Source organism: Sungkyunkwania multivorans (assembly GCF_042675645.1).
In the GTDB taxonomy this organism is placed as follows: domain Bacteria; phylum Bacteroidota; class Bacteroidia; order Flavobacteriales; family Flavobacteriaceae; genus Sungkyunkwania; species Sungkyunkwania multivorans.
Window position 1 is genome coordinate 46883 of sequence record NZ_JBHTJH010000001.1, and the last position, 24335, is coordinate 71217.

Here is a 24335-nt window from a genome sequence, read left to right on the forward strand (position 1 = left end):
ATGGATTTACATCTTCTGGCTGACAATCTTACAAATCCGGCGCTACTGTTCTTTATTCTCGGTCTACTCGCTTCGCAGATCAAAAGTGATCTAGAAATTCCAAAAAATTCATCCAAATTCATTTCTCTATATCTCTTGCTCGCCATCGGTTTCAAAGGTGGGCAAGAGTTAGCACATAGTAGCTATACGAGTGACATAGGATGGTCTATCATCACTGGTGTTGCGCTTGCCTTGCTGGTCCCCATATATACTTTTTTCATACTACGTTTTAAATTTAGTGTGGAAAATGCAGGTGCTATTGCAGCAGCTTACGGATCGGTAAGTGCGGTTACCTTTGTAACAGCGGTGAGTTTCCTAGAAATAGAGCAAATCAATTTTGGAGGCCATATGGTGGCTGTTATGGCGCTCATGGAAGCACCATCGATCATCATCGGAGTGCTGCTCATAAGAATGTTCAGCAATGGTAAAAAGACCTCCCAAGAATTTAAAGGTATCCTAAAGCATGCGGTCACTAATGGAAGTGTCCTACTGATCATTGGAAGCCTCGTCATTGGTTTTATGGCAAGCGAAGCACAAGCAGCAGGTATTAAACCATTTACCACAGATATCTTTAAAGGCTTTTTAGCTGTATTTCTTTTAGATATGGGAATTACCAGTGGAAAGAAAATCGGAACATTTGTTAAAAAGGGATGGTTTGCACTACTCTTTGCAATCGTGATACCCTTGGTGAACGGTATTATCATTGCCTTGTGCTCACAATTTTTCTTAAGTAATACCGGAGACCGCTTCTTGCTTGCGATCTTGGCGGCCAGTGCCTCATACATAGCCGTACCCGCCGCCATGCGAATCGCTGTCCCAAAGGCCAACCCTAGTTTATATTTGCCCATGGCCCTTGCCATCACATTCCCGTTCAATATTACACTTGGTATGCCTATCTATTTATATCTGATACAAATTTCCCCATAGTTCTCTGTGTAAATGTTGGAACGAAATAGAAATTGACCAAAATATACACTTATAAGCATTAAAAAAAGCCTTTCGGTTTTGACGAAAGGCTTTTTCCTTTTCACAATAGCGATGCTTTATTTCTTTTTTTGTTGCTCTTTGATGGTAGTTGAATCGATATCAAAATCGTTTGTTTCAACGTTCGTATTGCCTGTTGGATTTGTAGGATTCTCTTGTTCCACTTTTCTTTTAAATTTTCTTTTATCTTCAAAAATTCCCATGTCGTATATTTTAAATGTTATCAAATAATTTTATTGTTGTTGTTGCGGTAAAAGAATTCCATCGATTCCATGAAGAACTCCATTCGACGCTTCTTCGTCGGGCATCACTATCTTTGATTGAAGGGCATTTTCATCAGTGATGTACATTTCCCCATCGATTAGTGAGAGCGAAATATAGCCACCATTCAATGTCTTTAGACGCAATGCGTTTCGATTTGCTTCTATTGCCGATTCTAGCGTTGCATGATCGAACTCATCTTTTACGATATGGTATTGTAAAATATTGATGGTCTCTTCCATGCCCTGCGGCGTTTTCAGATGGGCCAGTTTGGCATCGGTCAAACGACTGAATGCATTATTGATGGGTGCAAATATGGTGATGTCGTCCGCGGTCTCCACCTTTTCGTACACCCCACTAGCTCTTAGCAATTTGTTCAACGTGTTAAACTCGGCATTGTCGTTGATGATCTCAACTAGCGGACGGACTTCATCAAACGTAGTATCGGGTGCCAGGTCTCTCAAATCCTTGCTGGCCACCGGTGTTTGATTATCGAGTGTCGGTGAAATTTCTTTCTTCTTTTCTCCACCACAAGCGATCATCAGTATTGCGGCAATGGTCAATAATAGGATTTCAAATTTTATCTTTTTCATCATATCTTTTTTCTTTTAAATTACTGATCTTCTTTTCTTTGGAATGATGCAATGGCGATAAATATTAACTCGTATAATTTCTAAGCCATATTAGTAAAGCATGGTCCAAATGATTATCGAGCTATTAAGAGATCATCGTTTAAACGGATTGCATCGCTGGATAATCGATATATCCTTCACGACCAGGAGTGTAAAACAGATCTTGCTTTGGTTCGTTCAGTTGAGCATCCTCTTTCCAACGTTCGATAAGGTCAGGATTGGCAATGAACGGTCGCCCGAAGGCTACAAGGTCGCCAAAATTGGCTTGTAAATGGCGCTCCGCAGTTTCGGGGTCATAGCCTCCCGAAAGTATCAAAGTACCATTGAATTTTTTTCTGATTGACCTTCTGATTTCCTCAGGAAGTGGTGCTGCTCCCATAGACTCATGATTCACCAGATGGATATAGGCAATGCCAATTTCATTTAAATTTTCAGCCAACATATCATATTGCTCATGTTGTCCATCAAAACCTTTAATATCATTCATCACACCATTGGGTGATAATCTAATTCCAGTCTTTTCCTTTCCAATCTGGTCTGCAACACGCTTTACGATTTCAATGGCTAAACGGTTTCTGTTCTCCATGCTTCCTCCATAACTGTCGTCTCGTTCATTAGCCACTGGATTTAAAAACTGTTCTATCAAATAGCCATTTGCCGCGTGCACCTCAACCCCATCAAAACCAGCCTTAATCGCATTGTTTGCAGCTTCTACATATTCTTCAATTACCAACTCGATATCTCTTTGGGTCATTGCCTTTGGGGTTGGCAATGGTTGTTCTCCTTTACCATCAACGTACATTTTGGTAGTATGAGCGGCCAGTGCCGACGAGGATAATACTTGGGCCCCGGCAGGCATGTTTTCTGGATGACTAATTCGTCCCGTATGCATCAGTTGAATAAAGATCTTTCCTCCGTTGTCGTGAACCGCATCTGTTACCTTTTTCCAAGCTGTGGTTTGTTCTGGATTATAAATTCCTGGTATTCTGGGATATCCTACTCCATTAGGTGATGGAGCCGTTCCTTCGGTGATAATTAGACCAGCACCACTTCTTTGCCCGTAATAGGTTGCCATAATCTCTGTTGGTATATGATCATCGGTTGCGCGACTTCGGGTCATCGGGGCCATGACCACTTTATTTTTTAGTTCTAAATTTCTACTGTATGGACTTAAGAGATTTTTATATTTTGTCATTTTATATATTTTTTACTTTTGATTATCAATTCCTAAAGTGTATTGGACATTAATTGTTTCTCAATGCTTCAATCAATTCTTCCTTATTCATCGTAGAACGGCCTTCGATCTCTAATTCCTGAGCTTGTTGATAGAGTTCTTCTTTCGTTCTATCTTCATAATTGGATGCCTTCCCACCCTTTTTTCCACTATTATCAGTGTTGGCTATCCTCGCTGCTTTTTCTTTACTGTATCCTTTGTCTCGTAGCGCTTCATACTGCTCTTCATTCTTTATACTTGGTCGTCCCATCTTTTTTTCTCAAATGTATTTAAAGTACGTACAAAAGCTTGTCTCAATTCGAAGCGACTGTTGCTCAAATGCAAATGAATCAAACATCATACTGAAACCGCACCGTTTTTCATCGTTATTCAAAGACCTTTGTAGGCAGAAAATAGAAAAACAATGACAACAGCAGAACAATTAGAACTGAACAATTTAGCCGATGTGGAATATGAGATCTTTCCACTGCTCAAAACAAGATATAGTCCTCGAATATTTTCAGATGCGCTACTGCCCGAAGTAGAAATAATGAAGCTATTTGAAGCAGCCAGATGGGCTGCCAGCTCCTATAATAGACAACCGTGGCGATTTGTCTATTGCCAACGCAAATCATCAGCATATGCTACACTTCTCGATTGCTTAAGCACGTTTAATCAGGCGTGGGCTTCGAATGCTCCTTTGCTTATCATTACGATCTTCAAAGAAAAGACAGCTGATGGGAAAGATAATTTTCATGCCTTGCACGACTTAGGTCTGGCCATGGGAAATATGACCATCCAAGCGCAATCAGCGAATATCGCTTTGCATCATATGGCAGGTGTCGATATCGAAAAGGTGAAGGACGCCTTTCAAATTCCAGAAGGGTTTCACATTAACTCGGTCGTTGCCGCTGGTTACTATGGAGGAGATCCCAACACACTCAGCGAGGACCTGAAAAAAGAAGAAAAGGCTTCAAGAGATAGAAGACCGGTGGTGGAATTTGCTTTTGAAAATGAATGGAAAAATTTAAAATAATCATTAAACACAAAAACATATTATGCAATTAGTATTTGAATATCACGACGTGACAGCAAGTGACAGATTAGAGGAAGCTGTAAAAGAAAAAATGGCCCGTCTAGGGGAAAAGTATGATTTTGTGCATCGTGCAGACATATTTTTTAAAAACGAAAATACCAGTGATGACCTTGGGAAAATATGCGATATCCGATTAAGCGCTCCAGGACCAAGAATATTCGCATCCACCAATGCAGACAGCTATCTGAGTGCCATCGCCGAGACTGTGAGAGATCTCGACAAACAACTTGAAAAGCGCAAAGTAGAATTATATCATTAAAAGTCGATGCATCTTTAGGATATCCCGATTTTTAAAACAAGTATTGAAGCATCGCAGGAATGACCAATAGAATTAACGAAGACCGAACTAGGAAGCTCAATAAGGGCGAACTTAACAATAATGGAACATACGTACTCTATTGGATGCAACAATCACAGCGTAGTTTTTATAATCATGCCCTAGAATATGCAATCGACTTGGCAGACGATCTGGATAAGCGTGTGGTTGTCGTATTTGTGATTGACCCAGATTATCCGGATGCCAATTTGCGGCATTATCAATTCATGCTGGAAGGTATCCAAAAGGTAAGACAAGAATTAGATGATCGCAATATCAAATTCGTTACGAAAATTGGGGAACCCATAAAGGAAGTTATTTCCTTATGTGAAAATAGTGCGGCGGTGATAATGGATAAAGGCTATTTAAGACACCAAAGACAATGGCGAAAGGAGATAAGCAGCAAGTTAAAGGTGGCGGCCTTTGAAATTGAGTCTGATGTCGTTGTGCCCGTCGAAGAAGTTTCTGACAAACAAGAATATGCTGCTAGGACCATAAGAAAAAAATTGATGAGCCAGTGGGAAAACTATCTCCATCCCATACGATCAAAAACCCCAAAGAAAAGTTCTCTCCGTCTAAAGATCGATGGCGAAGATTGGAAAACGGTAAAGGAACTTATAGAAAAGATTGAAGTCGATAAAGAGGTAGCACCCGTATCATCCTTCAAAGGAGGCACTGATGAAGCAAAACGAATCTTCGATAATTTCTTATCCTCCTCATTAAAGAATTATGACTCATTACGAAATAAACCACTGAAAGAAGCTGTCTCCAAGATGAGTCCTTATCTTCACTTTGGTCAAATTTCGCCTATCTGGATCCTCAATAAAATAACAAATAAGAATACCTCTGAGAACACTAAAAGTTATATTGAAGAATTATTGGTAAGGCGAGAATTGGCGATCAATTTTGTCTATTATCAAAAAGACTACGATTCTTTTCAATGTTTACCAGACTGGGCACGAGAATCGTTGGAAAAGCATGATGAGGACGACCGTCCTTATTCTTATACCAGAAATGAGCTGGAGGCAGCACAAACGCATGATGATCTCTGGAACAGCTGCATGGAGCTAATGAAGCAAAAAGGATATTTACATAATTATCTGCGAATGTATTGGGGCAAAAAAATATTACACTGGAGCAGCTCCTCGTCCTATGCTTACAAGACAGCACTCTACCTCAACAATAAATATTTTTTAGATGGTCGAGATGCCAACTCCTATGCAAATATCGGTTGGATATTTGGTCTGCATGATCGCGCTTGGAAAGAGCGAGAGGTCTTCGGTAAAGTAAGGACCATGACCCTGAAAGGAATGAAGAGAAAATTCGATGTTTCAGAATTTCTTGAGGAGACACAAAATGATCTATCATCCGCCAAGTAGTTTCCAGCTTTTTGAAACGAGCTACAATTTAAGGCTAACGAGCAAAATGCTCTTCAGACGTTAGACTATTTTTAAGAGAGCATTCAACGTTCAGTTGAAAAATTAGCTTATGAATCAAATTATTAATTAAAAAAATGAAATAATGAGTGTAAAAGACCTTACAGATGATAAAGCCCAAGATAAACTTGAACAACTTGTGAATACCATCGAAGTGGCGATGATGATCACAGATCTATCAAAAAGACCACTTAATGCAGTTCCCATGTACACCAAACAAGTGGACAAAAAAGGAGATATATGGTTTTTAAGCCACATAAGTAGTGAACATAATCTTGACCTGAAAAATGGCAATGATGTACAATTGCTTTATAACGACACTAAAAACGATCAATACATAAGCGTATATGGTAAAGGAGCCATCGTCACCAATGCAGATATGATCCATCAATTGTATGATGACAATATCGATGGGAAATGGTTTGATGGACCTACAGACCCACTGCTTTCCGCAATCAGAATTACACCGTCGGAGGCCTACTATTGGGATAATAAAACCAATAAATTTGTTTCCTTCTTCAAAAAGAGTTGGGCAGCCATCACTGGCACAAAAGCAGACCTAGGAAAAAAAGGTCATCTTGAAGTATAACAAACGGAAAATCGAATTTTTATTCGACCAACAAACTACACAGGCATCATTATAAACGTGCTCGCATCTTTATAATGATGCTCTCAATTATGAAAGACAATTCGCTAAAATTACCATGGGTCTATCCCTTTATTGCTGGTGTTCTTTTTCTAGTATCCTCCTGTGCTTCATTTAAAGAACAATCGCTAAGGACCGCATCGGCAGATTCAACATCAAACTCGAGTAGCAATTACGAGATCTTCCTTGCCGGTGGCTTCGGCTCGGGGAGTCTTCAAGACACTCTCGCCCTTCATCAACTACGGAAACAACTTTTGAGTGCCTCTGCGAACAGCACGCTCATCTTTACTGGCGATAATGTGCCTGCCGTAAAAAACAAACAGACCTTTGACGAAGCTTACCTAAAAAGACAACTAGATATTCTTAAAGACTACAAGGGTTCGGTGATCTTTCTTCCTGGTAGCAACGAATGGGCCAGTTGGGATACTCGACTTGTGGAATTGACAGAGAAATACTTGAAAGATAAAGATTTACAGCATGTAAAAGTTTTACCAGAAAACGCCTGTCCGGTCGAACAGGTCATCATCAGTGAAGAATTGGACCTGATCCTTATCGATAGTCGATGGTTCACCGCAGATTGGAATCGCGTTGACAACATCAATAGAAAATGTACCGATATCCTAACACGTCGAAGGTTTGCCGAAGAGTTAGAAGGCTATATCAATGATGCTCAAGACAAAAATTTGGTCATCGCCATGCATCACCCAGTTTTTAGCAACGGCAGCTATGCAGGCAACCACACTCTTAAACAGCATCTTCTGCCTTTACCTGGCGTTGCATCATTGTACAGGAAAATCGAGGAATTGGCTGCATTCTCACCCAACAATTTGGGCAATCGTAGATATAAATATTTCAGGATCCTATTAAGTGCTCTTGCGCAAAAATCAGATAGAATTACCTTCCTGTCTGGACATGAAGAAAGCTTGCAATATTTGAAATCTAAAAACCTTCATCAGGTGATCAGCGGAAGCCTCAATACAATTGCTCCCACCTACCGCTCTAAGGATGAGATAGTGGCGGTAGGTGGCGGATTACGATATGAAGGGATTTATACAAACCCCGCCAAGGGATTTGCAAAATTGACCTACTTCGACGATGGCGCCTCCAAGGTCACTTTCCACATCAACGAAGGAATCACCAAAAGCTTTGATATTCTTCCTCCTTTTGGAAAGAAAGAACAACGCCAAACCAATTATGCCGAACTCCCCTCCACCTACAAAACTTCCATATTTCAAGATTCGACCAAACTGAAAAAAAGTGGTTTTTATAAATTCTGGTGGGGAGAACGTTTCCGCTCGTATTACGGAAAAAAAGTGACGGCGCCCGTAGCTGATCTAGATAGTCTTTTTGGAGGACTCAAAATAGCAAAGGAAGGCGGAGGGCATCAATCCCAAACATTACGTCTCATCACGGATGATGGGAAGGAATACGCCATGCGCTCCCTTCAAAAGAATGCGTTAAAATTTCTGAAATTTAAGGTGAAAGGGATTGCGTACAGTGAAGATGACTATAAAGGAACGTGGATACAAAAGGTGGTGTCAGATTTTTTTACCACAAGCCATCCATATATGCAACTGGTGATCGATCCCTTGGCCGAAAAAGCAGCTGTGAACCATGCTGAAACGCAACTGTTCTATGTCCCCAAACAAAAGGCCTTGGGAGCATATGCAGAAGAATATGGTGATGACCTCTATTTTATAGAACAACGGCCATCTGATGAGCAATATCGATTTGATGGTTATCGCAGAACATTACCGGCGGTACCAGGCAAGATTCCAGATTTTGAGAGCACCACCGACATGCTAGAAAAGATCAAAGGGGACGAATCATATATGATCGACCAGAAAAGTTTTATCCGAGCACGAATATTTGATATGCTCATAGGTGATTGGGACCGTCACGAAGACCAATGGCGTTGGGCCGAATACAACGTAAAAGATAGTAGCAAGAAGATCTTTATGCCAATACCAAGAGATCGAGATGCGGCATTTAGCCGTTTCGATGGCACGGCGATTCCGCTCATACAGCTCTTTGTTCCAGATACACGTTTTTGGCAATCTTACAGGAAGGAGATCAAGGATACCAAATGGTTCAATGCAGAAGGAAACAATCTCGATCGGGCCCTACTCAATCAATACGGAGTGGACGTATGGATCGAAGAAGCCAAATTCATCCAAGACCATATCACCGATAAAGATATCGAGCAGGCTTTTGAAAGACTTCCCAAAGAGGTGCAGGACAGCACAGCTTCAAGATTTAAGACCGTTCTTAAAGCCAGATTGAAAGACCTGCCTTCCTATGCAAGATCCTATGGCAGCTATTTAAATGAGGTGGTTAGCATTCACGCCACGGAAAAAGATGATAAGATCATCATCGAACGACTGAATAATGGGAAGACCAGGATCACTTTAAGACGAATTTTCTCTGATGAACCCAATGAGATCTTCTACGAGCGCAGCTTTGATGAGAACGAGACACGAGAGATCTGGGTCTTTGGCCTAGGCGACAACGACATTTTTGAAGTGACTGGCACTGAAAGATCAAACACAATGATTCGATTGATCGGGGGTTATGGCGAGGATGTTTTCAATATTAAGAATGACCGGAAAGTCAAGGTCTATGACTGGAGCCATGAGGCAATCACTTTCGAAGACCAGAAGCCGCGAAAATCATTGACCAACACCTATCGGGCCAATACATTTCACTGGCGCTATTTTAGGGAGAACCACCATATCATTCTTCCAAATATCGGATTCAGGACAGATGATGGACTCTTCTTGGGTGGAAGATATAGCTATACCAATAACGGTTTCAATTCGGATCCATTTCGATACAAACATGCAATTTCGGCAAATTACTATTTTAACTTTCAAGGCGTCGAGCTCAGCTATCTGGGCCAATGGGCAAACGTGATCCCTTCATGGAATTTTCAGGTGGAAGGCTATTTCACCAACGACAAGTTCATCAATAATTTCTTTGGATTCGGGAACGAGACGCTCAACTTTGATGAAGCATTGGGCAGAGAATTCAATAGGGCACGGATGGAGCAATTTCGTCTCAAGGCAGGAATTGTTTTCAAAACCTTACAAATAAAGGCTGCTTTTGAGAACATAAAGATCGAAAATACTCCTGGACGTTTCTTTGTTCCTTCCAATATCGATGCCAACGCATTCGACAATCAAACTTATGTGGGCCTTGAGACATCGCTGTATTACAAGAACAATGATGCAGATGATTTTCCCACCAAAGGGATCTATTTTGGATTTGCGGGCGGCTTCAAGGCCAACACCCAGATCTCGGAAAACAAATTTGCCCACATGGCCTTTACTGTCGGATTCAATCATAAACTTATCAAATCTGGAGACTTGGTGCTGGGCACGACCGCAAAATACAAGACACTCATCGGAGACGACTATTTCTTTTATCATGCGCCTTCTATCGGAGGTGATAACGGTCTTCGCGGTTATAGGAATGAACGATTCTCTGGCGATTCCTATTTCTTTCAATCCTCTGACCTTCGTTTACGGCTGAAACGTTACATCACTCCTGCCGTTCCGATCACCTTTGGTATTTATGGTGGTTTTGACTATGGGCGAGTTTGGCTGGACGGGGAAAGTTCAAATACGTGGCATACTTCACAGGGCGGTGGACTTTGGGTCAGTGCTCTAAAAAAATTGGCCTTCAATATTGGCTTCTTCAATTCGTCTGAAGATAATATGTTGACCGTCGGATTCGGATTTGACTTCTAGACAGCGAAAGGCCAAATGAGCAATCATCTATTGCGTTTGCATTCACTGAATTGCAAAAATGAACGTACCTTTCATACTTAATCTGATTCATGCAAAAAATAACCGAAAGACATAGTGCTCCAATCACCATTATCTCGGAAGTGCAAAAGGCACTTTCCTACTATCCCGATTTACAGGATGTTTCGATCACATTCAAATTCAAAGATAAGCTCAGCACTTCTGTGATGAAAGCACAGCCAACGTGGGCGACCCTATTCAACGGAAAGAAAAAAAGAGCCTACATTATCCTTATAAGTCGTAATTTACAGATCGATGGTCAGAAGTTTGATATACATGAAATACCAAAAGAAGTGTTAATAGGATGGCTTGGCCATGAATTGGGCCATGTGATGGACTATCGCTGCCGATCGACCATTAACTTGATCATCTTTGGATTGGCCTACCTCATCTCTGGAAAACACATCAAAAATGCAGAGCGCGAAGCGGATGTTTTCGCTGTGAAAGCGGGTATGCAGGATTATATTTTGGCAACTAAAAATTTTATTCTGAATCATTCTTCGCTATCTGATAAATATAAGGCACGAATAAAAAAATTCTATCTCTCACCAGAAGAGATAATGCATTTGGTCAAACAACAATCTTAAGAAAGCACCAATGAAAACTGATTTGATTAAAAAAGCGGAAAAACAAATTCTGGAATTATTTAAACACGATCTTCCTGAAAGCAATCTATATCACAACTATCTACATACGTCTAGAGTGGTTGAGGCATGTATGAAAATAGGTGAATATTACAAACTCGATAATGATGATATGGAGGCGTTATTGCTAGCGGCATGGTTTCACGATAGTGGTTTTATCGATGGACCAGACGGGCATGAAGAGAAGAGTTGTTCCTTAGCGAGAACCTTTCTGACGGAAGAAGAGGTCCCGGCAAAGACGATAGAACTTGTCGAAGACATTATCACGGCGACCAAGCCCCAGCAACAGCCAAAAACATTACTACAGGAGATCATCAAAGATGCCGATAATGTGCATGTGGCAAAAAAATATTTTGAAGAAGCCAGCGAACTGCTTCGGCAAGAAGAAAAATTACTGGGGGTCTCCGACCTAAGTGCCTCTCAGTGGCGAGCAGCGACGATCGAACTTTTCACAGAAAAGCACCGATATTATACCGACTATGCCATCAAGAATTGGAAACAAAGAAAGCATAAGAATCTACTGAAATTGTTCAAAAAGGACAAAAAGGTAAAACGCAAAAAGAATGAGGCCAAGATCAAAGCCAAATTTAAGAACGAAAGTCCAGAACGCGGTATTCAAACGATGTTCAGAGTGGCGCTTAGAAACCATATAAAGCTAAGTGATATTGCGGACACCAAGGCCAACATACTTCTCTCCGTGAACGCCATCATCATTTCTTTAGCCTTGGCAAACCTCATTCCAAAATTAGATTCTCCCAACAATAAGCATCTATTGATACCCTCGCTTATCTTGGTACTCTTTAGTGTTGCATCGATCATAATGTCTATCCTATCGACCAGTCCGAAGGTAGATAAAGGAGAGTTCACAGAAGAGGACGTTAAAAAGCGTCGCGTGAATCTACTATTCTTTGGTAACTTCCATAAGATGGACTACAAAAAATACGAATGGGCCATCGATCAAATAATAGATGATAAGAGCTATGTATACCATTCGCTAACCAAAGACCTACATTCTCTAGGTGTGGTACTCAAAAAGAAATATCGACTTTTAAAGATCACCTACATGGTCTTTATGGTCGGGATCATTTGCTCTGTCATTGCTTTTATCATTGCCTTTAGTCAACTATAATATTTTAGAAACATGCCAATATTAGGATCTATTTTAAAAAGTGCCATCGATCTAAAAAACACCATTGAAAGTTCGGGTGAAGCGATCGAAGAACAAAAGGATGTTCTTGTCCAGCTCTTAGAAACTGCTAAACATACCGATTTTGGTAAGCAGTACGATTTTGAAGCCATATTGGCCTCGGATGATATTCTGGACACCTTCCGTAGGGTGGTTCCTTATTTCGACTATCATCAATTACATGACAGCTGGTGGCACAAGATCATCGATGGCTCGGAAAATGTCACTTGGCCAGGTGCTCCATCGTATTTGGCACTGAGCTCTGGAACAACGGGCAAGGAAAGCAAGAGGATACCTGTGACGGATGCTATGCTGACCTCAATAAAAGCTGCTGGAATAAAGCAAGTGACCGCTATCTCGAATTTTGACTTGCCAGCTTCCTTTTTCGAAAAAGGAATTTTGATGTTAGGAAGTTCTACCAATCTCGAAGAAAATGAAGAATTTCTAGAAGGTGAAATAAGCGGTATCAGCGCGAGCAATATTCCTTATTGGTTTCAAACTTACTATAAGCCCGGCGAAGAGATCGCCCAGATAGACTCTTGGGACGAACGGGTCTTGGCCATTGCCAAAAGAGCAAAGGATTGGGATATTGGCGCGCTCAGCGGAATCCCCTCTTGGATCGAATTGATGCTCGAAAAGGTGATCGAGTACAACAAGCTAAAGACCATTCACGACATTTGGCCAAACTTACAAGTCTATACTTCGGGCGGTGTGGCCTTTCAGCCTTACGCTAAAAGTTTTGAAAAGCTATTTGGCAAGCATGTCCATATCATCGATACCTATCTCGCTTCTGAGGGGTTTATTGCTTATCAAGAACGACCAGAGACCGATGCTATGAAGCTGATAACGGACAATGGTATCTTTTTCGAATTTATCCCATTCCAACCAGAATATGTAAACCAAGACGGATCGATCGCACAAGATGCCCCGTCATTGACGATCGACCAAGTGACCACCGATACGGACTATATTCTCATCATCTCTACCAACGCTGGTGCATGGCGCTATCTTATTGGCGATACCATAGAATTCTCGGATGTAGAGCGTGCAGAAATTCGAATCACCGGAAGAACAAAGTTTTTCTTGAATGTTGTAGGCTCACAACTATCGGTACAAAAAATGAACGCTGCTTTAAAGGAAATGGAAAAGAAGTTCGATATCGAAATTCCTGAGTTCACCCTATCAGCAACAAGAATAAACGACGAATTTCACCATCACTGGTACTTAGGTACAGACGCGGATATGGACAATGAAGCATTGGCCAGTACGTTAGACGAAATTCTTAAAGACGCCAACAAAAATTACAAGGTGGCGAGGTCCAAGGCCTTGAAGGGAATAAAAGTATCTACGGTAGACCCCAAGATCTTTGCTGAATGGAGTGGCAAGCAAAAGAAAAAAGGCGGTCAGGTGAAGATGGAACTGGTGATGTCTGAAGATAAATTTGCCGAGTGGGAAGCATTTGTAGAAGAACAAAACCAGATATCATGAAAACCGAAAACCAACCAACATTTGACCATTTGAAGGCACTTTATATCAATTGCACTCTGAAACCGTCGGGGAAATTGAGCCATACCGAAGGCCTTATACAGGTATCTATGAATATCATGAAAGCCGAAAAGGTGCAAGTCGATTATTTAAGGTTGGTCGATTACAATATTGCATATGGTTTGCTGCCCGATATGAAGGAAGATGGCGCAGAAAAAGACGATTGGCCAGTAATCTACGAGAAAGTGATGGATGCTGACATCCTTATCATTGGAACCCCTATTTGGTTGGGAGAAAAATCATCAATAGCCACGCTGTTGATCGAACGTCTCTACGGGATGAGTGGTAAAACAAATGACAAAGGACAATACATCTACTATGGAAAAGTCGGTGGCACTGTGATTACCGGCAATGAAGACGGCATCAAACATTGCGCGATGGGTATTTTGTATGCGCTGCAGCATTTGGGCTATAGCATTCCTCCACAAGCCGATTGCGGTTGGATCGGAGAGGCTGGTCCAGGTCCTAGCTACATGGATGAGGAGTCGGGTGCCAAAGACAATCAATTTACAAATCGCAACACCACTTTCATGACCTATAACCTTCTTCATCTGGCAAGTATGCTCAAAAAGAGCGACGGGCTTCCCTCCTACGGGAATTCTAGAAAAGAATGGGATGACGGCACCCGTTGGAATTTTGAGAACCCAGAGTATCGTTAATCAAAACAATTATGGAAGACCAAGGGACTTTAATTTGCTTGCCAGACATCAGTGGCTTTACACGTTTTATGAGTGAGATCGACCTTGAGCTATCCTCAAAGGTCATCCCGGCACTCTTAAACAACATCATCTACTCTAATGAAATCGGGTTAAAAGTATCGGAGATAGAGGGTGACGCGGTCTTATTTTATCGTTCGGGATCATTACCAACCCTTAAGTCGCTTATCGACCAATCTAAACATTTCTACACGCAATTCTATCACAGAATGGAAACGCTCTTGGTAAAATTTGACCATCATGAAGAAAGCAAAAGAATCCCCAAAATGCTCGGGCTTAAAATCATAATGCATTACGGCAAAGACGTTAGTTTGGTACCGATAGGAAAACGGATAAAATTGATCGGGGAAGATGTTATCACCGCTCACCGCCTATTGAAGAACAGTATTCAAATTGACGAATATTTACTGCTTTCAGAAAAATTACTTTCCGATTACAATGAAGAAGGTATTGAAGAAAGACTTTCTTGGGATCAATTGAAAAAAGGCAGCGATCGATACGACCATCTGGGGAATGTCGATTATCGCTATATCGATCTGACCAACCTCATCACCCCATCTTCGGAAAATTGAGCTATCTCTTTTTTTTTACGACAAATGATTTGATAAGATCTGTAGAAGAGGCTCATCGTTTAGCGTCAATAATTGCATTGTTTGCATTAACGTACAAATGAGGCTATTTCTAATTTTAAAGAAAAACAATTCAATGGAAAAATTAGGAAACGCAAATTTTGAAAATTACATCGGAATGACCGATGGTTATTCGGAAATGGCCTATCAGATGGTATCACACGTGCTCACTTTGGGATATGCTGTGATGTTGGCAGGGCTACTTTATTTTATTTTAACGTTACGAACCGTATCCCCTAAATTTAGAATGTCCAACATACTTTCGGGAGTCGTTATGGTTTCTGCATTTCTTCTGCTCTTCGCTCAAGCAAATAATTGGACGACCTCATTTGAATTCAACAAAGAGCTTGGACGATATTTTCTAACAGAAAAAGGAGACCTCTTTAACAACGGATATCGATATTTGAACTGGCTGATCGATGTGCCCATGCTTTTATTCCAAATATTATTTGTGGTCACATTGACCAAAAGCAATTTCAAATCGATCAGAAATCAATTCTGGTTCTCTGGGGCCTTAATGATACTCACTGGATACGTAGGTCAGTTCTATGAAGTTACCGATACGACGCAATTCTTTATTTGGGGAGCCATATCGACGGTATTTTTCTTCCATATCCTATATTTGATGAACAAAGTGATCAAAGAAGGAAAAGAAGGAATTCCAACTAGTGCACAGAAAACGCTAAGTGGTATTTGGATCTTATTTTTGATCAGTTGGTTCTTATATCCAGGTGCCTATTTGATGCCGCATCTGTTAGGTATTGAAGGAGGATTCTTTAACGAATCGGGCGTGGTAGGTAGACAAATAACCTATACCATTGCAGATATCTGTTCTAAGGTGATATACGGGGTAATGTTAGGTAATGTGGCACAAATTCTAAGTAAAAGAGACGGATATGATTATCAGAAACTCATTTCATAAAACCAATTATCTATCCTATACTATATGTTTTCCAAATCGGTAAATAGAATATATTTCAAAATCGTTACCAGTATAGCCTTCTACCCGGTGCTCATTTGCATCGGGTTTGTTATCTTATCATTTTTGCTCTTAGGAATTCAGCAATGGGCCGTGTTCCAATTTATCAGCGACCGTTTGGATTTTCTTATCGTAAAGGATTTTGAAACAGCAAGGACCATTCTTTCGACCCTCATAGGCGGCATACTTTCGTTGATGGTATTTAGTTTCTCCATGGTGATGCTGGTACTCAATCAAGCATCCTCCAATTTTTCGCCAAGATTGTTGCCAGGTCTGATCTCAGATAAAAAGCATCAGCTCATATTGGGATTATACAGTGGCACACTCTTGTACTGTGTACTGGTATTAATTGCGGTTGGAGGTAAGAACGCGACCATGTCATATGTGGGTTTTGCTACCATGATATCGGCCATTCTAGGTATCATTTGTGTCATCACCTTTGTTTATTTCATTCATATGATCTCGACCACCATCCAAATTGATAATATAGTCGACACCGTCTTCTTAGAAACAAAGCGCATCTTCGAAAATATAAAAAAGCACCACATTGCGCATTTGGATGACAATGAAGACTGGCACCCCGTTTTTGCAAAAGATACCGGATACTACCGAGGATACGATGAAAAGGCACTTCGGGAGTTGATGCAGAAAAATGAAAATGCCATAGAGATCACTATTTATGAGGACAAGCAAATATGGGAAGGATCGCTTTTAGCAAAAACACGTGATCCATTGGATACGGATCAACTCGAGAAAGTTTCACGTTGTATGACCATCAGCCCAGATAGACATCATGGCATGAGTTATTTTGGAGGGCTTTCAAAATTGATGGAAGTCGCTGTAAAAAGCCTGTCGCCTGGAATCAACGACCCACGTACGGCCGTAGACATTATCAACAAACTAGGTCAGCTTATCCATATGCGCCTAAAACTACCTACCCGCATAAAGAAATTTGAAGACAAAGAGGCGGCCATCGTTAGTACTCTAATCGATGTGAACGACTTGTTTTCAGAAATTATTCAGCCGATACGGCATTATGGTAGAAATGATCTGTCGGTATGTATCTCGTTGGCAAATTTGTTCGACTTCCTTTCAGCGCAATCACAAAAGGAGCATATCACCAAACACGTAATTGCGAACGCGATAGAAAATTTGGCCAGAGATGTTGCTACGGGAAATCTTTCTGAAATCGACAAGACGACCTTTAGCGATCTGATCAACTTAAATGCCAACAACTAGCTTATGGAAATCACAAGAAGATGAGATATACCGAAAACACAACCGAATCCTTACTGGAAAAGTATAAGCTTGTCTACGTAACAGACGAAAAACTCGATATTGAACGGCGAAAGCTCGGGAAAGATTTCGTCTATCAAATTCGAGACAAGAAACTTACACAAAAAGAACATATAGAGCGCATAAAGACATTGGCCATCCCACCTGCCTGGCAAGGAGTGAAAATTACGTCCTTAGAGAATGGGCATCTTCAAGCGACTGGACGTGATGCCAAGAAAAGAAAGCAGTATCGCTACCATCCACTTTGGAGTAAAATTAGAAATCAAACCAAATTTTCCAAGATGTATGATTTTGGGAAATTACTACCTTCAATTCGAAGAAGGGTCGATGCCGACCTTGACCTAGAAGGTTGGCCTAAGAACAAGGTCATGGCGCTTATTATACGACTCATGGAAGAAACGCATATCCGCATTGGCAACGAACAATATGCAAAGCGCAATAAAACATACGGTCTATCGACATTACGCAAAAGACATCTGAAGATATTCGATGATAAATTGAAATTTCATTTTACTGGAAAACGTGGAAAGGAACATTCCATCACTTTGAAGAACAAGCGTCTTATCCGTTTGGTAAATCGATGCGAAGAGATCCCAGGATGGGAGCTCTTTCACTTCTATGACAAAAATGGGGACAAACAGAAAGTAGAAAGCGAGATGGTGAATGAATACATCTATGACATAAGTACCTCCAACTTTACGGCCAAAGATTTTCGAACATGGGCAGCGAGCATCCTATTTTTTGAATTCCTCGCTGAAAGTGAGCCTGCTCAAAGTGAAAAACAAAAGGATAAGACCGTATTGGCAGCGTTAGACGCGGCGGCGGCGGCATTGGGAAACACCCGCAACGTTTGTCGGAAATATTATGTGCATCCACACCTTATTACATCCTACACGTCGGGGAAACTTCTCCCATATTTACTGGATATCGATAAGCAGCAGGATGACGAATTCCTTACAGCTAGTGAAAAAGCAATGTTAGAAGCCATAAAGAATTATCAACCCGGAAAATAGGGGTAAGTTCTTAAGATTCTACCCGCTCTACTTCACTTTCGCTTTTAAGCACATGTTGTCCATCTTCTTGTTTGATGTAGAGTGCTTTGTTACCCTCCTCACCATCTCTCACCACTTCGGTACCATCGATGGTCTTGCTTATCTTTTTAGTATAGGTTTCTACAACTTCTCCTTGAGCAACTCCATTGCCCCATTTCCATTTTACCTGTGTTCCAACTCGTATCATATTCATATCGATTTTATTACTGCAAGTACATGTTTTTCATCGACCCAGATCAACGCATCCAAGCAGAATGTTAATACAAATGATGACGTCTTACTTCTATTCCTATCCACCCTTTTGAACGAGTCAAGGATTTTGTTATTAGAACAAAGCATTCAGTAGCTTGACCGCTATCTTTGAAAAGAAAATGAAGTTTAACTAAAACATAAAAATATTATGAAAACATACTCGGAAAAAGTAGGTTCAAAACTAAATGACCTTTTAGAGAAATCGTATGATGCTGAAAAAGGATATAAAAAGGCGGCAGAAAATGTAAAGAATGTCGCGCTAAAATCATTCTTTAAAAGAAAAGCTCAAGAGCGTTATGATTTTGGCCATGAATTAAAAACAGAGATCAAGTCATTTGGACAGCAAGTAGACAAAGGCGGAAGTTTGACGGGAGCAGCACATAGAGCATGGATGGATATTAAGAATATTCTTGGTACGGACTCGGAAGAGACCATGTTAGAAGAAGCCTTAAAGGGTGAAGAAGCTGCAGTCTCTGAATATCGCAGCGTCCTTGAAGAAACGAATCTTCCGATTTCCACAAAAAATATATTGGAAAAACAACAGGCACAAATTCAAAGTGACCTCAGTACGATCAAGCGTTTAGAGGATCTACAATAGAATATATGTGAAAAAGAAAAAAATATTTCTTGATGAGTAAATGACATCAAGCTCTTAGAAAAGCCAACTGCCTTGGCTTTTCTTTTTTCAATAAAATAAAAAGGCCTAACTTCTTGGGCAATCGCTCTTAAGGGAGCATTCAATAATAAGTACTATGAATGTATCAGAACAATTACTTCAAATCCTTCAAAATGAAGGGGTCAAGCATATTTTTGGGGTCGCAGGTGACGCCTTAAATCCATTGGTAGATGCCATTGGAAGACAAGAGGCTATAAAATGGGTCAAGGTAAAACACGAGGGCAATGCGGCCTTCGCGGCCTTTGCTCAAGGTGAACTAGGTGCTAATTTTGGTGTATGTGCCAGTACTGTTGGACCAGGTGCCCTGCACTTGATCAATGGGTTGTACAACGCCAAAAAAGAACGAAGTCCCGTTATTGCCATTACCGGTCAGATACCGGTAGAGCATCTCGGAACCGCCTATCACCAAGAAGCAGACCTAACAAAGATATATGACGATGTTTGTGGGTACCAGGCGGTGATACGCTCTCCAGAGGAAGCGCCAAGGGTAATTATGCGGGCAATTAGAATAGCCGTCAATAAAAAATGTGTTTGTCGTATAGAACTACCTGCCGATATTGCTGAGATGGAAGCCGCCAACGAAGATTTTGTCCATCAGGTGTTTCGTTCTTCGAGTCATTTGATTCCGAGTCAAGAAACGCTAGAAAAGGTCGTTTCTCTTATCGACAGTGCCAGCACCATCGGTATTTTGGCCGGTGCAGGCTGCCGTGAAGCAAAGGACGAGGTATTGGCGTTAGCATCTAAATTGAAGGCTCCAATTACACATACCCTAAGGGCCTCCGATGTGTTCGATCATCAAACTGACCATGTTGTTGGTCTTACCGGTCTTATCGGAAACCCCTCGGGATACAAAGCTGTGATGGACTGTGATCTGTTGTTGATGTTAGGAACAGATTTTCCCTATACCGATTATCTTCCTACCAAAACAAAGATCATCCAAGTGGATATCCGGGCCGAAAATATCGGCAATCGTATTCCTGTGGACGTGGGAGTTCAATCACATATTCAACCCTTTGCTGCGATGCTGACCGAAAAGGTAGCTCCCAAAAAAGACAACGCCTTTCTCACCGATCTTCGAGAGTTGTTTAAGAGTTGGAAGGATGACCAACTAAAGAAAGGAGCGGCTTCGAGAGCTATGCAACCGCTGCATCCAGAAATATTTGCAAAAACAATTTCTGATATGGCCTCTGACGACGCTATTTTTGTCATCGATACAGGTACATCTGCCATTTGGGCCTCAAACATTATGAGTTTTCATAAGGAAAGAAGAATCATAGGTGCCTTTAACCATGGTTCTATGGCGGTCGGTCTTCCAGCAGCCATTGGGGCGCAATTGCAATATCCAGATAGAGAAGTTTGGGTGCTTATGGGCGATGGCGCTTTTAATATGTGCCTGCAAGACTATACCACGGCTGTAGAACTTGGTCTGCCGATAAAAATATTGGTCCTTAATAATTCTGAATTGAGTTTTGTGAAGATCGAGATGGAAGAAGCTGGGTTGGCACCAAACCTGGATGCACTTCAGGTGAACAATATCGATTTCGAGCGCTTTTCTGAGCTCTGCGGTGGTCGCGGAAAGAAAGTAGAAGAGGCTTCAGCCATTGCCTCGGTGATCCAAGCTGCAAAGCATTCGCAGGTTCCTTTCCTTATCGATGCGATCGTCACCAGCGGCGCCATATCGCTTCCACCCGAAATAAAATTCCATCATGCCAAGAATTATGGGATGAGTAAGATCAAAGAATTGTATAGGGCAATCCAAGGTGATAAGGCGCAATGGGAAAATATCAAACAACAGATCGAAGCATATTTCGATTGATCACATAAGGTCACAATCAAACTGCCGAAAGCGATTACTCGTCTTTCGGCAGTTTTTTTCATTGCTTGGATTAGTTGATATAAATTTGAAACCTAAGAAATTGTCATATGGTTTGCATGCTATTTTGTCGCTTACGCTTCACCTTCTATGGCATCATTTCGTTCTTTCAGAATGTCCATCAATTTGTGAGCGACGGCAACGATGGCATGTCTAAAGGCATTGGCGGTCTCTGAGATCTCTATAGGGTCGCCAGGAGATGCCAAGGTAACCTTACATATTTTGTCTTTCCCATCTGCATCTATCTCTTCAAATAATACCGTCGCCTTCGTTATAAACTCGAATTGGTGCGAAAGCCTTGAAAGCTCTTTGCTTGCAACATCCTCTAATTGATCGTCTTGATCGGTATTCTTATACGTATAGTTAATGAACATTTTTTTATAATTTCTGTAAAGATGAAAGATCTAGCTCCCGTTCGTTGATCCTTCTGAAAGAATATTTGATGCAAATGCTACTCTAGCATGGATCTCAAGGCCACATTGATTTAAGTCAACATCAATTTTGTTCAAGTCAAAAATCATAAAGAAATAATACTACTTTAATAAAAAATAAAATGAAAATTTATGAAGACACAAATCACATCTTTCCTATTCTTTCTAACGCTTGCTTTTACGGTTAACGCCCAAGACCCTTATCTTCAAAAAGATATGGAGTATTTAGAACCGGTAGTAGACTCTATCGCTCAACTATATAATCCACGATTGGTGATGTCGGCAGAGCAATATGTACTTTTCAAGAAAAAATTGATGGAGTTTGAAATTCGAAGAGAGAACGTTAGAAAGATGGACGCACCGATAAAAAAGAAATTATCGATGTTGAAGGCACTTTCTAAGATAGAAACGCGCGAAATGGATGATATTCTCACAAGGTTTCAACATAAGGCGTACAAAAGAGTCAAAAAGGAAATTCAGCCAGTGGCCATCGTTGTTGGAAACACCAATGAATAACATGTTTGCCACTCTATTCGTATAAAGCGATGGCCTCACCTTGATTCTCGACCTTTAAATTTTATTGGCCACTAGATTTTTTGAGGAACTCAAATCTCAGAGAATCCATAGTGGCCATTGCCTTTTGCATTGCGTAAAATTGTTCCTGCCAAATGGTTCTTAGTGTTTCATCTTTTACCCATCTTTTATAAAATAGAGAATCTTGTAGAATGATGCTGGGAATGCTATCAAGCGACCCACGACCTTTACTTGCATCGATGAACGTATGATAGGCTCGCATTAAGCTATCGAGATTCAATTCTTTTTGATTCTGGTCTTGAATAACTAAAATATAGGTAGAATCATTTTGCATCAAATTCCCATCGGGATGTACCGCTTCTAAAACTCGCCATTTCCCTCTAGGAAAATCAGGCCTTACCTCGGTATTATCCACTTCATAGGTGGCTTTCTGTTCGGGGTTCGAAGACTCGCTTTTGGTCTTTGAGGTACATTGTATCAAACCTAAGCATCCTAAGATGAGTATATATTGTTTAAAGCACATCATTTATTGATTTAAATATGTATCAAGATGTGATAATTGGCCAAATATACTTGACGGTGTTGAAGAAAATATTAATGCAATAGCATATCATCCAGAAAATCAAAGAAGTCGTGATTAGAGAATAGGACTGAAAAAACGCGCGAAACCTTCGGCAAATTTTTGCCAGATGGAACGCTCACTAAAGTTTTCGAGGGATAACTTTTCACATCGGCTGCAGTCTTCCTTAAATTGATCGAACAAGTTTGACGCAATATCCTGGTCATAAACAATAACGTTCGTTTCGAAATTATGTTCAAAACTACGAACATCAAAATTACCCGAACCTACGGATACAACCTCTCCATCGACTACCATTACCTTACTATGAAGAAAATTATCGTGCTGCGTATAGATAGAAATACCGACCCGCAGCAAATCCTCAAAATAGCTGAACATACTGAACTTTGCCAATTTAGAATCTGATTTAGCTGGAACCAATATGTCGATTTCAACCCCCGAAAGTGCTGCGATCTTCAACGTTTCAAAAAGAGAACTGTCTGGTATGAAATAGGGGTTGGATATACAGATACTCCTTTGGGCCAGACTGATGAGTTTTAAATATTGCTGCAGAATAGATGCCTGGTCTGTATCGGGTCCGTCGGCAATCACCTGAACCTGCGTATCCCCAGCCGTTTCGATCTTAGGAAGATAGCGGTCGTTGACCAACTGCTCCCCTTTGCTCGAAAAATAATAATCCTTTATAAATATGCGGTGAAGATCTTGCACCACGGGTCCTCTTAATTCTAAATGTGTATCGTCCCAGACGCCTAGTTCAGAATCGGCCTTGATATACTTGTCTGAGACATTGAATCCGCCTGTAAAGCCGATCTTTCCGTCAATCACCACTATTTTTCTATGATTGCGATGATTTATCGAAAAGATGATGCTGCCAAATTCGAAAGGCAAGATGGGAAACATTTTTACGCCCAGTTGCTTAAATTTCTTTATGGATTTGGACGACCATGAAAAACTTCCCAAGGTATCATACAATATGCGGATCTCAACTCCCTCCTCGGTTTTCTTTTTACACACCTGGTAAAGACGATCCATGATCTCGCCCTCCTCGATGATATAGTATTGAAGATGTATGAACTTCTTCGCATTTTCCATCGCCTCGAAAATTGCCCCAAACGTTCCCTCCCCACTGCTCAACACCTTCACTTTGTTATTATGGGCTACGCGAAAACCGCTGTTTTCATAGATCAACTTTTGAAGTTGCGCTAATTTATTAGACTGGTGGAACTTCTTCTCTCGAGGCTCAAATTCTGGGTCGTAGATCTTGTCATATAATTGCCGACGAGAATTTTGCTTTAGGGTAAGCAATTTCAGTTTCCGCCGATTGACACCTAGTATGAGATAGAGTAATATTCCCAAAAACGGAAGCGCAAAGATAACGATGGTCCAACTTAGGGAACGCGCAGGCCGTGCCCCATAGAGAACGACCGACAAAAAGGCAATCGTGCTAAGTATAATGTATAACAATAAAAATGTTAGCCCCATATCGTAGCTGCTTGTTTTAAATGCATTAAAA

At 40.9% G+C, this 24335-nt stretch carries 25 protein-coding genes; 17 read left to right on the top strand and 8 right to left on the bottom strand.

Annotated features, from left to right (window positions below):
• Positions 1 to 966 carry a sodium-dependent bicarbonate transport family permease gene (locus tag ACFQ1M_RS00155; RefSeq protein ID WP_386402139.1) on the top strand — a complete coding sequence of 322 codons (966 nt, stop codon included), beginning with the start codon at positions 1 to 3 and terminating at the stop codon, positions 964 to 966.
• A gap of 116 nt (positions 967 to 1082) precedes the next feature.
• Here ACFQ1M_RS00155 and ACFQ1M_RS00160 read toward each other — a convergent pair whose 3' ends face one another.
• The 4 genes from ACFQ1M_RS00160 to ACFQ1M_RS00175 all read right to left on the bottom strand — a co-directional run bounded on the left by ACFQ1M_RS00160 (position 1083) and on the right by ACFQ1M_RS00175 (position 3400).
• A complete protein-coding gene (locus tag ACFQ1M_RS00160; protein WP_386402142.1) occupies positions 1083 to 1226 on the bottom strand; it encodes a hypothetical protein in 144 nt (47 codons plus the stop codon).
• A gap of 30 nt (positions 1227 to 1256) precedes the next feature.
• Positions 1257 to 1880, bottom strand: coding sequence for a fasciclin domain-containing protein (locus ACFQ1M_RS00165; RefSeq protein ID WP_386402145.1), 624 nt, complete (start codon positions 1878 to 1880; stop codon positions 1257 to 1259).
• Between the two features lie 136 nt (positions 1881 to 2016).
• Positions 2017 to 3111: an alkene reductase gene (locus ACFQ1M_RS00170; protein ID WP_386402148.1), complete on the bottom strand. Its 1095-nt coding sequence runs from the start codon at positions 3109 to 3111 to the stop codon at positions 2017 to 2019.
• A gap of 49 nt (positions 3112 to 3160) precedes the next feature.
• The gene (locus tag ACFQ1M_RS00175) at positions 3161 to 3400 is read right to left on the bottom strand and encodes a DUF7218 family protein (RefSeq protein WP_386402151.1); all 240 of its coding nucleotides are present in this window, start codon (positions 3398 to 3400) and stop codon (positions 3161 to 3163) included.
• 153 nt (positions 3401 to 3553) lie between these two features.
• Here ACFQ1M_RS00175 and ACFQ1M_RS00180 point away from each other — a divergent pair, with 153 nt between their 5' ends.
• From ACFQ1M_RS00180 to ACFQ1M_RS00240, 13 genes are all read left to right on the top strand, one after another.
• Entirely contained in the window at positions 3554 to 4165 is a 612-nt protein-coding gene (locus ACFQ1M_RS00180) for a nitroreductase family protein (protein WP_386402154.1), read from the top strand.
• 22 nt (positions 4166 to 4187) lie between these two features.
• Positions 4188 to 4484 (top strand): HPF/RaiA family ribosome-associated protein, encoded by a 297-nt coding sequence (locus ACFQ1M_RS00185; RefSeq protein WP_386402156.1) that lies wholly within the window; start codon positions 4188 to 4190, stop codon positions 4482 to 4484.
• A 59-nt stretch (positions 4485 to 4543) separates the two neighbouring features.
• Positions 4544 to 5920: a deoxyribodipyrimidine photo-lyase gene (locus tag ACFQ1M_RS00190; RefSeq protein WP_386402159.1), complete on the top strand. Its 1377-nt coding sequence runs from the start codon at positions 4544 to 4546 to the stop codon at positions 5918 to 5920.
• 142 nt (positions 5921 to 6062) lie between these two features.
• A complete protein-coding gene (locus ACFQ1M_RS00195) occupies positions 6063 to 6566 on the top strand; it encodes a pyridoxamine 5'-phosphate oxidase family protein (RefSeq protein ID WP_386402162.1) in 504 nt (167 codons plus the stop codon).
• An 89-nt stretch (positions 6567 to 6655) separates the two neighbouring features.
• Positions 6656 to 10372 (top strand): hypothetical protein, encoded by a 3717-nt coding sequence (locus tag ACFQ1M_RS00200; RefSeq protein ID WP_386402165.1) that lies wholly within the window; start codon positions 6656 to 6658, stop codon positions 10370 to 10372.
• A gap of 89 nt (positions 10373 to 10461) precedes the next feature.
• Positions 10462 to 11016, top strand: coding sequence for a hypothetical protein (locus tag ACFQ1M_RS00205; protein WP_386402168.1), 555 nt, complete (start codon positions 10462 to 10464; stop codon positions 11014 to 11016).
• 10 nt (positions 11017 to 11026) lie between these two features.
• On the top strand, positions 11027 to 12202 hold the full coding sequence (locus ACFQ1M_RS00210) for a Pycsar system effector family protein (protein WP_386402171.1): 1176 nt from the start codon (positions 11027 to 11029) through the stop codon (positions 12200 to 12202).
• A 12-nt stretch (positions 12203 to 12214) separates the two neighbouring features.
• A complete protein-coding gene (locus tag ACFQ1M_RS00215; protein WP_386402174.1) occupies positions 12215 to 13747 on the top strand; it encodes a GH3 family domain-containing protein in 1533 nt (510 codons plus the stop codon).
• Positions 13744 to 14463, top strand: coding sequence for a flavodoxin family protein (locus ACFQ1M_RS00220; protein ID WP_386402177.1), 720 nt, complete (start codon positions 13744 to 13746; stop codon positions 14461 to 14463). Before ACFQ1M_RS00215 ends, ACFQ1M_RS00220 begins: the two co-directional genes overlap by 4 nt.
• A gap of 11 nt (positions 14464 to 14474) precedes the next feature.
• On the top strand, positions 14475 to 15092 hold the full coding sequence (locus tag ACFQ1M_RS00225; RefSeq protein ID WP_386402180.1) for a DUF2652 domain-containing protein: 618 nt from the start codon (positions 14475 to 14477) through the stop codon (positions 15090 to 15092).
• A gap of 133 nt (positions 15093 to 15225) precedes the next feature.
• Entirely contained in the window at positions 15226 to 16071 is an 846-nt protein-coding gene (locus ACFQ1M_RS00230) for a bacteriorhodopsin (protein WP_386402183.1), read from the top strand.
• Between the two features lie 24 nt (positions 16072 to 16095).
• A complete protein-coding gene (locus ACFQ1M_RS00235) occupies positions 16096 to 17367 on the top strand; it encodes a DUF2254 domain-containing protein (protein ID WP_386402186.1) in 1272 nt (423 codons plus the stop codon).
• 20 nt (positions 17368 to 17387) lie between these two features.
• Positions 17388 to 18437, top strand: coding sequence for a DNA topoisomerase IB (locus tag ACFQ1M_RS00240; RefSeq protein ID WP_386402189.1), 1050 nt, complete (start codon positions 17388 to 17390; stop codon positions 18435 to 18437).
• 10 nt (positions 18438 to 18447) lie between these two features.
• On the opposite strand, the gene ACFQ1M_RS00245 is transcribed toward ACFQ1M_RS00240, so the two are convergent.
• Positions 18448 to 18663 (bottom strand): hypervirulence associated TUDOR domain-containing protein, encoded by a 216-nt coding sequence (locus tag ACFQ1M_RS00245; protein ID WP_386402192.1) that lies wholly within the window; start codon positions 18661 to 18663, stop codon positions 18448 to 18450.
• Between the two features lie 213 nt (positions 18664 to 18876).
• Between ACFQ1M_RS00245 and ACFQ1M_RS00250 the strand changes: the two genes are divergently transcribed.
• Both ACFQ1M_RS00250 and ACFQ1M_RS00255 read left to right on the top strand, forming a co-directional pair.
• Complete coding sequence (locus tag ACFQ1M_RS00250; RefSeq protein WP_386402195.1) at positions 18877 to 19326, top strand: ferritin-like domain-containing protein; 450 nt, start codon at positions 18877 to 18879, stop codon at positions 19324 to 19326.
• A 154-nt stretch (positions 19327 to 19480) separates the two neighbouring features.
• On the top strand, positions 19481 to 21220 hold the full coding sequence (locus ACFQ1M_RS00255) for a thiamine pyrophosphate-binding protein (RefSeq protein ID WP_386402198.1): 1740 nt from the start codon (positions 19481 to 19483) through the stop codon (positions 21218 to 21220).
• Between the two features lie 131 nt (positions 21221 to 21351).
• Here ACFQ1M_RS00255 and ACFQ1M_RS00260 read toward each other — a convergent pair whose 3' ends face one another.
• On the bottom strand, positions 21352 to 21651 hold the full coding sequence (locus ACFQ1M_RS00260; protein WP_386402201.1) for an HPF/RaiA family ribosome-associated protein: 300 nt from the start codon (positions 21649 to 21651) through the stop codon (positions 21352 to 21354).
• Positions 21652 to 21840: 189 nt separating this feature from the next.
• On the opposite strand from ACFQ1M_RS00260, the gene ACFQ1M_RS00265 reads away from it, so the two are divergent.
• On the top strand, positions 21841 to 22224 hold the full coding sequence (locus tag ACFQ1M_RS00265; RefSeq protein ID WP_386402204.1) for a hypothetical protein: 384 nt from the start codon (positions 21841 to 21843) through the stop codon (positions 22222 to 22224).
• A 61-nt stretch (positions 22225 to 22285) separates the two neighbouring features.
• Here the strand turns inward: ACFQ1M_RS00265 and ACFQ1M_RS00270 are convergent, their stop codons facing one another.
• Positions 22286 to 22768, bottom strand: a complete 483-nt coding sequence (locus ACFQ1M_RS00270) for a hypothetical protein (RefSeq protein WP_386402207.1) — start codon at positions 22766 to 22768, stop codon at positions 22286 to 22288.
• A gap of 111 nt (positions 22769 to 22879) precedes the next feature.
• On the bottom strand, positions 22880 to 24304 hold the full coding sequence (gene cls / locus ACFQ1M_RS00275; protein ID WP_386402209.1) for a cardiolipin synthase: 1425 nt from the start codon (positions 24302 to 24304) through the stop codon (positions 22880 to 22882).
• Between the last annotated feature and the right edge of the window lie 31 nt (positions 24305 to 24335).